This is a genomic window from Cronbergia sp. UHCC 0137 (assembly GCF_034932285.1).
GTDB lineage: Bacteria > Cyanobacteriota > Cyanobacteriia > Cyanobacteriales > Nostocaceae > Cronbergia.
Window position 1 is genome coordinate 1 of the sequence record NZ_JAYGHC010000004.1, and the last position, 15,697, is coordinate 15,697.

12 protein-coding genes are annotated in these 15,697 nt (G+C 39.1%); 9 read left to right on the forward strand and 3 right to left on the reverse strand.

Annotated features, from left to right (window positions below; genetic code table 11):
• Together VB711_RS02435 and sfsA are read right to left on the reverse strand one after the other, a co-directional pair.
• Positions 1 to 2,424, reverse strand: a 2,424-nt coding sequence (locus VB711_RS02435; RefSeq protein WP_323284092.1) for an FG-GAP-like repeat-containing protein, incomplete at its 3' end; no start/stop codon positions are given.
• A gap of 54 nt (positions 2,425 to 2,478) precedes the next feature.
• Positions 2,479 to 3,201: a DNA/RNA nuclease SfsA gene (gene sfsA, locus VB711_RS02440; RefSeq protein WP_323284093.1), complete on the reverse strand. Its 723-nt coding sequence runs from the start codon at positions 3,199 to 3,201 to the stop codon at positions 2,479 to 2,481.
• A 224-nt stretch (positions 3,202 to 3,425) separates the two neighbouring features.
• Here sfsA and VB711_RS02445 point away from each other — a divergent pair, with 224 nt between their 5' ends.
• Both VB711_RS02445 and VB711_RS02450 read left to right on the forward strand, forming a co-directional pair.
• Positions 3,426 to 4,097, forward strand: a complete 672-nt coding sequence (locus VB711_RS02445; protein ID WP_323284094.1) for a 2OG-Fe dioxygenase family protein — start codon at positions 3,426 to 3,428, stop codon at positions 4,095 to 4,097.
• A gap of 166 nt (positions 4,098 to 4,263) precedes the next feature.
• Positions 4,264 to 4,905, forward strand: coding sequence for a Uma2 family endonuclease (locus VB711_RS02450; RefSeq protein ID WP_323284095.1), 642 nt, complete (start codon positions 4,264 to 4,266; stop codon positions 4,903 to 4,905).
• 395 nt (positions 4,906 to 5,300) lie between these two features.
• Here the strand turns inward: VB711_RS02450 and VB711_RS02455 are convergent, their stop codons facing one another.
• A complete protein-coding gene (locus VB711_RS02455) occupies positions 5,301 to 6,587 on the reverse strand; it encodes a response regulator (protein WP_323284096.1) in 1,287 nt (428 codons plus the stop codon).
• A 421-nt stretch (positions 6,588 to 7,008) separates the two neighbouring features.
• Between VB711_RS02455 and VB711_RS02460 the strand changes: the two genes are divergently transcribed.
• The 7 genes from VB711_RS02460 (at position 7,009) to VB711_RS02490 (ending at position 15,670) form a co-directional block, all read left to right on the forward strand.
• Positions 7,009 to 7,683 carry a vWA domain-containing protein gene (locus tag VB711_RS02460; RefSeq protein ID WP_323284097.1) on the forward strand — a complete coding sequence of 225 codons (675 nt, stop codon included), beginning with the start codon at positions 7,009 to 7,011 and terminating at the stop codon, positions 7,681 to 7,683.
• Positions 7,684 to 7,840: 157 nt separating this feature from the next.
• Positions 7,841 to 8,635 carry a PP2C family serine/threonine-protein phosphatase gene (locus VB711_RS02465; RefSeq protein ID WP_323284098.1) on the forward strand — a complete coding sequence of 265 codons (795 nt, stop codon included), beginning with the start codon at positions 7,841 to 7,843 and terminating at the stop codon, positions 8,633 to 8,635.
• Positions 8,636 to 8,665: 30 nt separating this feature from the next.
• Positions 8,666 to 10,855, forward strand: coding sequence for a tetratricopeptide repeat protein (locus VB711_RS02470; RefSeq protein WP_323284099.1), 2,190 nt, complete (start codon positions 8,666 to 8,668; stop codon positions 10,853 to 10,855).
• A gap of 653 nt (positions 10,856 to 11,508) precedes the next feature.
• Complete coding sequence (gene rfbF / locus VB711_RS02475; protein ID WP_323284100.1) at positions 11,509 to 12,282, forward strand: glucose-1-phosphate cytidylyltransferase; 774 nt, start codon at positions 11,509 to 11,511, stop codon at positions 12,280 to 12,282.
• A gap of 249 nt (positions 12,283 to 12,531) precedes the next feature.
• Positions 12,532 to 13,635: a CDP-glucose 4,6-dehydratase gene (gene rfbG, locus VB711_RS02480; protein WP_323284101.1), complete on the forward strand. Its 1,104-nt coding sequence runs from the start codon at positions 12,532 to 12,534 to the stop codon at positions 13,633 to 13,635.
• Positions 13,636 to 13,693: 58 nt separating this feature from the next.
• A complete protein-coding gene (rfbC, locus tag VB711_RS02485; protein ID WP_323284102.1) occupies positions 13,694 to 14,248 on the forward strand; it encodes a dTDP-4-dehydrorhamnose 3,5-epimerase in 555 nt (184 codons plus the stop codon).
• Between the two features lie 105 nt (positions 14,249 to 14,353).
• Positions 14,354 to 15,670 (forward strand): NAD(P)H-dependent oxidoreductase, encoded by a 1,317-nt coding sequence (locus VB711_RS02490; RefSeq protein ID WP_323284103.1) that lies wholly within the window; start codon positions 14,354 to 14,356, stop codon positions 15,668 to 15,670.
• The last annotated feature ends 27 nt before the right edge of the window (positions 15,671 to 15,697 follow it).

Here is a 15,697-nt window from a genome sequence, read left to right on the forward strand (position 1 = left end):
GCTGTAAGTGAAGGTGTCACTTGTGTCTGAATCTGTATTAGAAAATGTCCCAATAACAGTGTTTGCTACAACATTTTCATCAACACTGGTTGAACTTAATATTAAATCTGTTGGTGCATCGTTGACGGCATTAATTATGATAGGAATGTTCTGAGTATCGGTTAGTGATCCACCTGAACCTGTATTTCCTAGATCGTCAACACTTATACTGACTGTATCGCTGCCATTAAAGTTTAAATCACCCAGATAAACTAGATCATCGATCGCTATATTAATATCTGTTAATGACCCGGTAAAGGTCATGGTTTTGCTGTTATTGCTACCACTGTTAAAAGTTAATCCAGTTGTATCACTGAGATTGATTGTCCCGTTAGTTGCACTCAGACTAACTTGTAGACTACCAGTTCCAACATCTGCGTCTGTAATATTGATACCAGTTAGGATTAAATTTGTGTCTTCGTTGACGGTTTGAGTTGAGGGAACTGCGATCGCTGGCGATTCATTTTTTTTGTCTATAATTATTAAACTGGCGCTCGAATTGTCGCTGAGAACATAATCACTTCCCGATAAGATATTAATTTGGACAGTTTCGTTGTCATCTAAAATTGTATCAAGTACCGCTTCTACATTTAAAGTCGCTGTTGTAAATCCAGCCGCAATGGTAAAGCTAGAAGTGCTAATATTGGTAATATTCGTCCCTGTTGTGAGAGAGTAGTCGGTGGTATCGGTAGCAGTGCTACCACTAATATCGAAGTTAACTATTAAACCACCAACTGGGGCAGGAGTATCTAAAGTAATATTAAAACTGCCATTAACTCCCCCTTCCGTGGAGTTTCCACCAGCAGTAATGGTGATCGAGGGAGTAGTATTAAGCAGCACAGAGATATTATTACCATCAGCATTGGCCACTGCCACATCCAACTTGCCATCTACATTGAAATCTGCGACTTTTAGAGAAATGGGACTACTTCCCACAACAAACTTACTCTCATTACCAAAGCTGCCTGTACCGTCCCCCAACAACACCGAGATATCATTTCCAGCAAAATTTGCTACTACCAAATCTATCTTGCCGTCATTGTTGAAGTCTGCTGGTTTGACAGCAAAGGGCGTATTGCCTACATTAAAGTTAGTAGCATTCCCGAAACCCCCACTACCATCTCCCAATAGCACTGAAATATTGTTGTCGGCACTATTCGCTACTCCTAAATCTACGTTGCCGTCACCGTTGAAGTCTGCAATAGCAACACCAAAAGGGTTACTCCCTACATTAAAGTTAGTGGCAGTGCCGAACCCCCCAGCACCATTTCCCAATAACACTGAAATATCATTACTGTCTCGGTTTGCCGTAACTAAGTCCAGGTTGCCGTCACTATTGAAGTCGTCTACTGCCACGTAACGGGGAAAAATACCCACAGCAAAGTTACTTGGACTACCAAACCCTCCTGCACCATCACCTAAAAGAACTGAAGTGTTATTACTGGTGTCAGAATTTGCGGTAACTAAGTCCAAGTTGCCGTCACCGTTGAAGTCTCCAGCAGCTATAGAATAGGGATTACGACCGGCATTAAAATTAGTAGTATTATTAAAGTTGCCTGTCCCGTCTCCTAACAGGATGGAAACATTGTCATTATCAGAGTTAGCTGTAGCTAAGTCTAGGTTTCCGTCACCGTTGAAGTCTCCCAGTGTGACAGATAAGGGACTACTGCCTACATTAAAATTAATCGCGGGGTTAAAGTTGCCTGTCCCGTCCCCTAATAAAACGGAAACATTGTTTTCGGAACTGTTTGCGGCAACTAAATCTAGTTTACCGTCACCGTTGAAGTCTCCCGCTACGATAGAATAGGGAAACAGTCCCACATTAAAATCATCAGGAGTGCCAAAAGTCACTAGAATACCAGGATAACCTGCTGCCACTTCTGGAAGTATGGCCAGAGTTGAGGATATTTGCCCAATTTTTACTCCTAATTCCCAGTTTCCCCCTAATTTAATATTACCAATTTTCTCTGCTGATGCGGCTATATTTGCACTGGTTAGTAAGTGTAGGTGTTGAAGAAAGGTTTTTCCTCTTTCCCCTGCTGCCACTTGACAACTATATAGAAGTATCTCTGCGGTTTTCCATTGCTGTAATTGGTGATGATAACTAGCAATATTCTCTAAATTTAGTTGACTACTACCTAGCTGTAAACTGCCGACGTTACCGTGGGAAATAATTTGCAGACTGTGAACTGGTTGCTGGGAAAGGATCTTGCTAATTTGGTTGATGCCGTCTTCGTCTTTGTTGAGGACAATTACTTGGGCTGTGGGTAAGATGCCATTAGCTAGTATCTGATAGTCTTTGACGGCTGAATCAATGACAACTAAGGTAGAAGGAGGATGGTATGTTGTGTCAGTCTTTAGGGGTGGGAAAAATGTGTTTACCATGAGTATTTTCTCGGTATTTAATATAAAGTTAGTTTGAATATGTTGGTAATACTATCAGATTTTGAGTGCTGCTAAACCTAAATAACAAATACCTGCTGGGGATACCTCGAATTTACAAGGTAAAACTTCTAAACCCATAGCGATCGCTTCCCGTAATAACTTACCATATACTGGATCTTTACTATCCCCAGGGGCAAACTCTAGGCAATCACCCCGATTGATAAAATACAACATAACCCCTCGATTTTCCGGCAGAAGCGCCATTAATTCCCGTAAATGCTTTTGTCCTCTCGTCGTTTCTGTGTCGGGAAACAGTGCCACCGTTCCCTCTGTCCAAGTTGTATTTTTTACTTCTAAATAAATCGGCCGTTGCTGTTCACTTCCTGTCAAATAAAAATCCACCCGACTTTTTCGATCTTGTCCATAAACTACCTCACCCTTAACTTGGCTATATTCACCCAATTCTGGGAATAAATGCTGTTCTAAAGCCATTTTTACCACCCGATTAGGTAAAGCAGTATTCACACCTACCCAGGTCGGTTGATGATCATGTACTTGAATTAACTCTAAGGTATAAGCCAATTTACGTTGAGGATTATCACTTCGAGAAACCTGTACCGCACTACCAATAGTTGAAACTCCCGTCATTGGCCCGGTATTAGGACAATGTGCTGTTACTACTTCCCCAGATGCTAATTCAACATCCGCAAAAAACCGTTTGTAGCGTTTGAGTAAAATCCCAGGGTATAATTCGGGATAACTATATAATAAATTCATCGTAACTTTTTGCTTGCTTTTTATTCGCTTGTAACTATACCGTAATATTGCTGCTAATTTTTGATATTTCCAAAAAATCCGTACACAGCTACTTTTTTAGGAAAAAATAAAGCTTTTTGTAGTCAAATTTACGACACTGTAAAAATAAGTGACATATACTATAATTACAAGCCTCCTAGCCAAACAAACGGGGGAGGATATCAAAATGCAAGGAGGTAAATCCTATGCAAAAACTTTTACATTCGACAGAGTTAGAATATGCCTTTCTATTTACCTTAAAAAAGGTAAACTCAATTAATAATCAAAGTCTCCAGCCATTTTTTAATAATTTACCTATAGATCCTCATATTCAGGGTAAATATCGTTCAAGAAGACTATCACGGTTTGTAGTATCTGGGGATAAATTGATCAAATTACCTCATGGATATCTCTATCAAGGTCAAGAATATAATCCGTTGTCAGGTGATGTTAAAAGAGAGTTTGCTGAATTAGAAAATTCTCTGATAGAACAAGATAGTTTTCAAAAGCTGATTTTAGCCTTTAGTGATTCTTGTAAACTGCACCCAGAAGCAGAAATTGGTGTACATCAAATCAGAACTACTTGTTCACCAAATAATTTAGGTAATCCAGCACCAGAAGGTATTCATCAAGATGGAACTGATTTTATCGGTATTTTTTCTGTAGCTAGAGATAATATTCAAGGTGGTGAAACTCATTTATACGCTGCTAAAAAGGAAAAACCAGTTTTTAATAAAATCCTCCAACCAGGAGAATTAGTGATAGTGAATGATCATGAATTTTTTCATTTTACCACACCAATAAAACCCCAAGTTCCTGATTTGGGAACTAGAGATGTTTTTGTGCTTACCTCTCCTAGTCTAATTGTTGAATCATAGAATCATCTTAATGCTAGTTACCCGAACTCTTTAAGAAGTAGGACTTACGCACAAGTCACAGAAAAACAAACCACAGAGGCACAGAGTTCACAGAGAAATGAGGTTTTGAAAAATCAGGGTTCTTGGTAATATTGGTATATAATTAATTTAGGATTAGGTAAATTAAATGAGCATTAAATCACAAGCTGGAGTAATTACCACTCCGAAAAAGTTAACATTTAGTGAGTTTTTAGAAAAATACCCCAATGACTCTATTTGTGAATTAATTAATGGTAAAATAATTGAAATGGATTTAACGCGATCGCACAAAAATATTCAATATGCTTTAATCAGATCATTTGATCGCGAATCTGAGCGACTACAACTTGATTATATTATTGGAAATGACATTAAAATTAGAACATCGACTGCCAAAGGAGAAGAACAGGGACGGAAACCTGATATTAGTGTCGTAAATGGGGCAATGTGGAGAGCAAATTTAGCTGATTATGCCGCATTTACATCTCCTATTCAATTAGCTGTAGAAGTAGTTTCAACTAATTGGGAAGATGACTATGAAGATAAACTAGATGAATATCAACGCTTGGGTATTTCTGAATATTGGATTGTTGATTATCTAGCCCAAGGTTCAAGAAAAGTTCTTGGTTATCCCAAAGTACCAACAATTTTTGTTTATTGGCTAGTTAATGGAGTTTATCAGAGTAAATTTTTTCGGGATGATGACTGTATTGTTTCTATTACATTTCCTGAATTAATATTGACTGCTAACCAAGTTTTTCGTTCTTGCGAAACAGGAAGAATTATCTAGCTGGTTTAACTCAAGTTGCTAGTTATTAATTTCTCGGATATTTTGTAGTCTGTAGGGTGCGTCAGACGGAACAATTTAGACTAAAATCACTAATTTTAAGTTTCTGACGCACCTTATTTCATCTAACTAGCAACTTACGTTATTAATACGGTGCGTCAGATAGAGGAAGTCTGTTAGATGCTCAATTATCGGGTCTGACGCACCCTACAAGAGATATAATTGATAATGCTTATTTAATAGATTCTGTCAATGCGTAACTCATATTTAAGTTTATAACGCACCTTATTTCATTAAAAAAGCTGGAAATGATTAATTTTGGTTGATGTAGATTATGTCTAATTTGTATAGTGCGTAAGTCCTAAATTATTACTGTTCCCTGTTCCCTTTTTTTGTACTTACGCCAAATGACTAAAAATCATTTTTAGTAACTCAGTTCGATTAAAAGGTTTGGTTAAATAACCAGATGCACCTACCAGTCTCGCTTTTACTTTATCGACAATGCCCTTATTTCCTGTGACAAAAATAATCGGAATTTCCTTAAACATGGAATTATTGCGGATAATTCGGCATAATTCATAACCATCAATACCTGCCATATTCAAATCTAATAGAATCAAATCTGGCTTATGTCTTATAATAGACATCACCGCTTTCACTGGTTCATTAATAGCAACTAAAGAAAAGGCTTCATCTTCTAAACAGCGACTAATTTGTTTGAGAATAGTTGGACTATCATCTACAGAAATAATTTTGTAGACTTTTTTGGCTGTTTTAGTAGCAGAGTTGAGATTATCTGTTGGTAGAACAGCAATTTCTGGTAAATTTGCTACAGAAATATTATTATTTGGTGCGATTCCTAAACCATTTTGAGAAAAATGTGATAAACCAACATTAATTTGAGGTAATTTATCAAAAGGAGGGTCGGCTTCATGTAAGATAATTGAACCTTGCTTAATGTGTGGGTATAAAGATTGAGCCAAGAGTATTTCATCTTGATTCATAATTACAGCCAGATGACGCAAGCTAAAACCCTTCATCCAAGAAGTTAAATTTTGGTGTAATTCGGGGAGCTTTTTATCATAAAAATTACCCTTCATTAATAAATATGGACGTTGATAGGGTGAGATAATTTGAGGAGCGAAAAACTGCCAAGATTGTAACCGTTTTAGGCAGCGTTCTATAATTATTTCTCCATCTAATTTGCAAATTTTGGGTATACTAGGAGGTAGTTCTGTCAATTCATAAATACCTTCTTGAATTAACAGCAATGATTCAATTACTTCTTTAACTAATTCTTGAATCAGTAATGCGGCTTGTGTAGAAGTCAAATGTTCTTGACTAACAAGCCAACAAATAGCCTGATATTCGGGAGGTAACAAAGGTAAAGTCTGAGGATTTCCCCTTGATTGATTCAGTAAATCAGGTTCAAACATCAAGCGTAACTGGACAGTAATTTCGTTCCTTAATAAGGGAATTTGCTGACTCAGACGACGGATATGCCGTTCTAGTCTATCAAAGGGTTCTACTGAATGGGTCGCATAAATAATTTTACCTTGCTCTATATAAATTAACCATTCAACAGAATTACTTAATATCTGTAAACAAGCATTTACGTCAGAATTACTGAACTGTCTTAATAAATCTGTGGGGGATATTTGGGTTATTGTGCCATTATTTTGCATATTTTTACATTTTTTCCCGGAATATTTCAGTTAACATGGAAGAATAGTAAGGATTTAGAGGTGGTAATTTTTGATTTTTAACACTTTCCTATAATTTACTGATTGTTAGCCCAACATCATGGATATACTACAAGTCAGATTAATTGCTTATTCGGTATTGTTTTTTGACAAAATCAGAGTAATTGGTAATTAATCTGGGAATTTACCCAAAATTGGGGGAATTTTATAATTAGTTCCCTGGAAACCCATAGGCGATAATGGAAGATTGTTTAAATATGAGGACAAAATGGTAAAAAATCATTTTTTGAAACAAAATTAAATGATTTACTGTTAAATCCCATATTGGTAATCACGTTACCGTCGGAAACTATATACTGAAAAGGCAATTCAAGCTTTGGACTATAACATAACACAAAACGTTATGATTGATACACTAAAACTAGATGAAGTTGTAGAGTTTGCAGAAAACCCGGAACCGCGTTGTCCTTGTGTGCTATTGCTAGATACATCTGGTTCGATGCAAGGGGAACGGATTGAGGCATTAAATAAAGGGTTGCTGAGTTTTAAAGATGAGTTAGTCAAAAATTCTTTGGCAGCTAGACGAGTAGAAGTAGCAATTATTACTTTTGATAGTCATGTCAATGTGGTACAAGATTTTGTGACTGCGGATCAATTCAATCCACCAATTCTAACAGCCCAGGGATTAACCACCATGGGGGCGGGGATTCATCAGGCGTTAGATATTATTCAAGAGCGCAAATCTCAGTACCGGGTAAATGGGGTTGCTTACTACCGTCCGTGGGTATTTATGATTACGGATGGTGAACCCCAAGGGGAATTAGACCAGGTAATTGAGCAAGCCGCCCAGCGTCTACAGGGAGATGAGACTAATAAACGTGTTGCCTTTTTTACCGTAGGGGTAGAAAATGCCAATATGAACCGTTTAAGTCAAATATCTGTGCGGACTCCGCTGAAGTTAGAAGGATTGAACTTTATTGAAATGTTCGTCTGGCTATCAGCTAGTATGTCGGCGGTATCTCATTCTAAAGTGGATGATCAGGTAGCACTACCGCCCATTGGCTGGGGATCTGTTTAATTTTAAGTCCTTTGGGGTAGGCTGTTCCGCATTTAAGTTGAGTTGCCGATTGGAGAATAGGTGAAATTATCAATTAAATGCGCGTAGCTGGCGGGCGGTAACGCCATCGCCCCCGCTAACCCAAGCCCCAGATATCTAATCCTGAGTTCTTACATATATGAACAGATTTAAACAGAGTTCCCAATGGCTGACGGTAGCCGCTTCTGTCTGTGGTACAAGCCACTTAAAAACTCAACAACCCTGTCAGGATGCCCATCGCTGGCGAATTTTGCCGGATAATGTGTTGGTGGTAGCGGTAGCGGATGGTGCAGGTTCAGCTAGTTTGGGGAAATTAGGAGCAGCGATCGCCACTGAAACAGTGATAGAGCATATTTCTATCCAAGAAATCACCTCTGACACCTTAGCTGATGATGATTTGCTGAGTAACCTGTTAGCGGATGCTCTATTAGCTGCCAGAAAAGCAGTAGAAAATGAAGCGGTTAAGTGTTCCAGTCAGTTCCATGATTTAGCTACTACCTTAATTATCGCGATCGCTACGCCAAAGGTCGCTGCTGTAGCTCAAATAGGTGATGGTTTAGCTGTGGGTAAAAATAGTGCGGGTGAATTACTGGCACTTACCCTACCCAATAGCGGTGAATATATCAATGAAACGACTTTTTTAACTTCACTTGATGCTATAGATACAGCCCAAATTAAATTATGGCGTGAAAATATAGTAAATATTGGTGTTCTCACCGATGGACTACAAATGCTGGCTTTGAATATGGTTATAGGAGAACCTCATAAACCTTTCTTTTTACCCTTATTTGATTTTGCCACCAATAGCCAAGATCCCACAACAGCAAAAGAGCAATTAGTGAATTTTTTATCATCGGATCGCATTACCCAACGCACTGATGATGACCTGACACTTGTGTTAGCTGCATTTAAATCAAACGGGCATTCTAATTAAACCTTTTATCCTCCTAATCGTAATTCGACTATGCAGGTACTACGTTGTCTTCCCAAGCAGGAAATTCTCAAATTCACGGTCACTTTGGGTCGTGGTGGTGAAGCTTGTATCTATGCAGTCCCATCAGATGCAAATTTGGTGGCTAAGGTCTATCACCAGCCCAAAGTGACCTACGCTCAAAAACTCCAGACGATGATCGCTAACCCCCCAGAGAACCCTACAGCTAGTTTAGGGCATATTTCTATTGCTTGGCCACAAGAGTTATTGCAAGCAGCAGATGGTAGCGGTAAAGTAATCGGCTTTTTAATGCCCCGGATTCGGGGGATGCGTCCAATAATGGATCTTTACAATCCAGGTATTCGCCGTCAAAACTGTCCATTATTTAATTATCAATATTTAGTGCGGACAGCGCGGAATTTGGCAGCAGCTTTTACAGCTTTACACGCTAGTCAATACTGTGTTGGTGATGTAAATGAGTCTAATATTTTGGTCAGCGAAACGGCACTGGTGACATTGGTAGATACCGATTCATTTCAAGTGCGCGACCCAAAACAGAATATTATTTATCGCTGTGCGGTGGGTAAACCAGATTATACTCCCCCAGAACTACAAAATAAAACTTTTGCTCAGTACGATCGCGATATTTCCCATGATTTATTTGGGTTAGCAGTGCTGATATTTCAACTATTAATGGAAGGTACACACCCCTTTGCCGGGATCTTTCAAGGTGCAATAGATCCACCACCTTATGAAGCCAGAATCGTGGCTGGTCATTTTACCTATAGTAAAAAGCAGCAAGTACCATACCTGCCTACACCCATCGCCCCACCTTGGCAAATTCTTCATCCCAGCTTGCAAGAATTATTTCGGCGTTGTTTTGAAGATGGTCACAGTAATCCACAATTGCGTCCTAGCGCCCAAACTTGGTTATCAGCTTTAGCAGAAGCGGAAGAAAATCTAGTAACTTGTAGCACCAATCCTCAACATCGCTACAGTAATCATCTAGAAAAATGTCCTTGGTGTGAACGTACATTACGGTTAGGAGGACGAGATCCATTTCCATCACCCAGAGCGATCGCCTCTAAAGACCATCTTAAACCCCGCAAAAAAACCAAAAAGCGATACAAACAAAAACAGCCTTCCCGTCCACTAAAACCAGCTATTCCCACGGCTCAAGTCCATCATCGGCAACCAGGAATTACTCATAGTTTTTCTACCAAAAAACCTTTTAGCAAATCTAAGTTATACACCATTATATTCTCTTTATTAGGTTTTGGTTTATTGGGATATTTAGATGTATTAGTTCAATTTACTCGTCCTTTTGTCTCCCAAAATCCTTACATCCAACAAACAATAATGTCTCGTCAACAAAATCACCTTAGTAATACTCAAAATTTAACTTTTGCAGATTACTATCAAGAAGGTGATACCGCTTACCGAAAACGAGACTATCAAGAAGCTATTAGAAATTTCAGCTTTGCCATCCAAAAAGATCCTACCAATGCCAAAACCCTGATTAATAGAGGTAATTCTCGCTATAATTTAAACGATTATGAAGGTGCATTAAAAGACTATAGCCAAGCTATTGAAATTAATCCCCAAGAAGTCAAAGCCTATGTCAACCGGGGTAATGCTTATTATATGCTGGCCGATTATAGCATCGATCCCAATCAAGTGTATGAGCAAGCAATTAAGGAATTTAACACTGCTATCAGCCTAGATAATAGAGATGCAGAAGCTTATATTAGAAGAGGTATTGTGAGATTTCAACTCTCTAAATATAGCCCTCATTCTCAAGAAGAATACAAGAAAGCTATTGCTGATTTTAATTTAGCAATTAAACTCAATCAACATAAAGCAGAAGCTTATTTTCAACGTGGTCTTGTCCGTTATCAAATTGGACAATACAGCAGCAATTATGCCAACGAATACAAAGAAGCGATCGCAGATTTTAATCAAGCAATAAATGTAAATCCCCAATTATCAAAAGTTTATCTCAAACGTGGCATGGTTCACTATGAACTAGCACAATATGGAGAAAATAATTATCAACAAAGTCAAATACAAGCCATTGAAGATCTACAAACAGCCGCTAGAATTGCCCTTGAAGAAAATGATGTAGAAAATTATCAACAAGCCCTCAGCAACATCTGTATTGTTGTAGCTAACAAATGTGATGTTTTAGGGAAAACCACAACTCTGGTAGGACAACATAATTAATATAGCAGGAGTCAGGAGTCAGGAGTCAGGAGTCAGGAGTCAGGAGGCAGGAGGCAGGAGGCAGGAGGCAGGAGGCAGGAGTAAAACACAACAGGAAATACGGTTGAAGGTTTATAGATCCCCGACTTCTTAAAGGAATCGGGGATCTGAGTATTATCAGCTTTTTATTAATTTAAAAACCTATATCTAGGGCTTGCTTAATAAACCTAAAACTCAGATATATCAAGAACTTGAAGGTTAAAAGGATGAATCAGGTGCAAGGAATAAGGGTTAAAACTACCAAAAATCTATCACTTGACCAGATTCAAGACTATCTTCTCTTCTTCTAATTCTTCCTTCTGACTCCTGACTCCTGACTCCTGACTCCTAGCCCTAACGAAAAGACTTTTTCAGCAACCCCTATCTAATTGAAGTTTTATTATATAGATTTATATGATATTGAGCTAATAAATATTTATCAATGATTTATATATAAAATATTAGTTTTTACCTCTTCTTTATAATTTATTAGTCATTTACAGTTAAATTAATTATAGATAGTTAATAGAGAATAAATTAATTGCAAAGACTCAATTTATCTCTATTATTTGTGCATCCTCTTCATCCCCATCAATTCAAATAATAATCCACCTACAACTTTTTGAGGTAATTGCATGAAAGCTGTGATTTTAGCTGGAGGTCTTGGTACACGACTCAGCGAAGAAACCAGTGTCAGACCTAAGCCGATGGTTGAGATAGCCGGTAAGCCGATTCTTTGGCATATTATGAAGACTTACTCTACCCACGGTATTAACGATTTTATCATTTGCTGTGGCTATAAAGGTTACATCATTAAGGAGTATTTTGCTAACTACTTCTTACATATGTCAGATGTTACCTTTGATATGCGATTTAACCAGATGAGTATCCATTCTGGATATGCTGAACCTTGGCGAGTCACCTTAGTAAATACAGGTGATAATAGCATGACTGGTGGACGCTTAAAGCGAGTTAGTGAACATATTGGAAACGATACCTTTTGTTTTACCTATGGTGATGGTGTTAGTGATATTAATATTACAGAATTAATTCAATTTCATAAACAACAAAAAACCTTAGCAACTCTCAGCGCAGTGCAACCAGCCGGTCGTTTTGGAGCAATTTCTTTAGGACAAGAGCAAACAAAAATCAACAGTTTTAAAGAAAAGCCAGAAGGTGATGGTGCTTGGGTTAATGGTGGTTATTTTGTATTAGAGCCAGAAGTAATTAATTTTATTGCTGATGATTCTACTGTTTGGGAGAAAGAACCATTAGAAAAACTAGCTGAGATGGATCAGCTATCGGCTTTTAAACACCATGGTTTTTGGCAACCAATGGATACTTTAAGGGATAAAAATTACTTGGAGGAACTTTGGAAAAGTGGAAATGCTCCTTGGAAAGTTTGGTAGTTGATTGGAGATATTATTAAATCCACGTCTTTACACAGGAATTACGGAATATCATTCGCGTAGCGTGCGCGTAGCGCATACCGCAGAGGACGCAGAGGACACAGAGGAATAAGAGTTTGAGAAGTTTTTGCGTAAGTCCTGAAAATTATCAAAAACCCCTACGCATCTGGGGGTTGGTCTTGGGAAACCTAGAGAATTTAATGATTCAGTAGCTTATTTAGTTCGCACTTCATTAAGAGAATTTATCTAATGCAATCAAATTTTTGGACTGGAAAAAAAGTTTTTGTCACGGGACATACTGGTTTTAAAGGTAGTTGGTTATCTTTGTGGTTACAAATGTTAGGGGCTGAAGTATGTGGTTTTGCTTTAAGTCCTGCTACATCTCCAAGTCTGTTTGAATTAGCTGATGTTGCTGATGGTATGACATCAGTAGTAGGAGACATCAAAGATTTAGACTCACTCAAACAAGTGATGCAAACCTACCAACCAGATATTGTTATTCATCTGGCAGCACAAGCATTGGTGCGGGAATCTTACTACAACCCAGTAGATACCTATGCTGTGAATATCATGGGAACGGTGAACCTATTGGAAGCAGTACGCTATGTACCGAGCGTGAGGGCAGTAGTTTCTGTCACTTCTGATAAATGTTATGAAAATCGCGAATGGGTTTGGGGATATCGGGAAACTGACCCTATGGGAGGATACGACCCTTATAGTAGTAGTAAAGGATGTGCTGAGTTAGTTACGACAGCTTATCGTCAATCTTTCTTTAATCCTGCTGATTATAATCAACATCGAGTAGCGATCGCTAGTGTACGAGCAGGTAATGTAATTGGTGGAGGAGATTGGGCTAAAGATCGTCTAGTTCCTGATATTCTCAATGCTTGGGTGAAAGGTAAAGAAGTAGTAATTAGAAATCCCCAAGCTGTTCGTCCTTGGCAGCACGTCCTCGAACCTTTAAATGGTTATTTAATGTTGGCTGAAAAACTGTTTACTCAAGGTTCTCTGTACTCTGGTGGTTGGAATTTTGGACCCAATGAATCAGGAGTAAAAAATGTAGGTTGGATAGTTGACAAACTCCAAGAATATTGGGGTGAAGATGCTAATTGGATTAAAGATGCTGGAATGCAACCCCATGAGGCTAATTTCTTAACTTTGGATTGCGCTAAAGCCCGGACTCAACTTAAATGGGAACCTCAATTAGATTTACCTACAGCTTTAGCTTGGATTGTTGATTGGACTAAAGCATGGCAACAAGGTTGTGATATGCAGCAAAAAACTCAAGCTCAAATTCAAGAGTTTATGGAATTATCGAGCCGTGTTGACAAGTCAATGTTGGTGATGTGCTGATGTTTTTTGTCTCACTCAGAAATACAGAAAGCAATGAGGAGTTTAATCTAAGTTAGCCATGATATTTACTACAACCACACTCAAGGACGCATTTATTGTTGATGTAGAAAAAAAGCCAGATCATCGTGGTTTTTTTGCTCGTAGTTTTTGCGCTCACGAATTTGAAGCCTATGGATTAAAGCCAATAGTTGCTCAATGCAATTTATCCTTTAATTATAAACAAGGGACTGTGCGGGGAATGCACTATCAAATTTCTCCAGCGACAGAAACAAAATTAGTTCGCTGTACTAAGGGGGCTATTTATGACGTAATTATTGATATGCGTCCTGAATCTCCTACTTTTTTATCGCACTTTGGTGTAGAGTTAACCGCAGAAAATCACCGTGCTTTATATGTACCGGAAATGTTTGCCCACGGTTATCAAACACTAACTGATGATGCTGAAGTGAGTTATCAAGTTGGTCAATTTTACACACCAGGATATGAAAGGGGTCTGCGTTATGATGACCCATTTTTTAATATCGAATGGCCTTTAGAAGTAACGGATATTTCGGAAAAAGATTTAAGTTGGCCGTTATTAAGAATGATGACTGTTGGGAGTGAAGTTAGGTGATTGGTAATTGGTGATTGGATAAGCATCAAATCCGTGTCATCTGTGTAATCCGTTAAATCCGTGTTCATGACTTTGTGAAATTTTACACTAATAAGGATTGAAAAAATGATTATTATTGATAGTGCCTTGAAAGCTCGTGCCGCAGCAGGAAACCCTGTTAAAGTGGGGATGATTGGGGCTGGTTTTATGGGTAAAGGAATTGCCAATCAAATTATTAATTCTGTGCCGGGGATGGAATTGGTTGGAATTTTTAGCCGTGGGATTGAAGCAGCTAAACAAGCTTATTTAGAAGCTGGAATTGAAGAAGTAGAGATTGTTAATACAGTTGGTGAATTAGAAAGTGCGATCGCTCTTGGTAAATATGCAGTCACAGAAGACCCTTACCTACTCTGTCGGGCTGAAGGCATAGATGCACTAATTGAAGTTACTGGTGCAGTGGAATTTGGCGCACACGTGGTTACAGATGCGATCGCTCATCGCAAACACGTGATCATGATGAACGCCGAACTAGATGCCACCATTGGACCCATTCTCAAAGTTTACGCCGACAAAGCCGGAGTCATTCTCAGTGCCTGTGATGGCGACCAACCAGGGGTAGAAATGAATTTATATCGTTTCGTCAAAAGTATCGGTTTAACCCCCCTCCTGTGCGGAAATATCAAGGGGCTGCAGGACCCCTATCGCAACCCCACCACCCAAGAAGGCTTTGCTAGACGCTGGGGACAAAAGGCGCACATGGTAACGAGTTTCGCCGACGGCACAAAAATTTCCTTTGAACAGGCGATCGTCGCCAACGCCACAGGCATGAAAGTCGCTAAACGCGGAATGTTAGGCTACAACTTCACCGGTCATGTTGACGAAATGACCAAAATGTACGACGTAGAACAACTTAAAGAACTAGGTGGAATCGTTGATTATGTAGTTGGTGCAAAACCAAGCCCCGGCGTTTACGTCTTTGCCACCCACGACGACCCCAAACAAAAACACTACCTCGACCTATACAAACTAGGTGAAGGACCCCTCTACAGCTTCTACACCCCCTATCACCTCTGCCACTTTGAAGTACCCCTCTCCGTTGCCCGTGCCGTCCTCTTCCAAGATGCCGTTCTCGCACCCCTAGCAGCACCAATGGTAGACGTGATCACCACCGCCAAAATTGACCTCAAAGCCGGCGAAACCCTTGATGGTATTGGCTACTACATGACCTACGGACAATGTGAAAACTCCCCCATTGTCCAACAGCAAAACCTCCTGCCCATCGGTTTAGCAGAAGGTTGTCGTCTCAAACGAGATATCCCCAGAGATCAAGTCCTCACCTACGACGATGTAGAACTCCCACTAGGTAGACTAGCCGACCAACTGCGAATAGAGCAGAACAAATATTTTTCCCCAACTAAAACCTTAGTAGGCGTGGGAGTTTAACCATTCGTGTCAATTTAAACCCCGGCG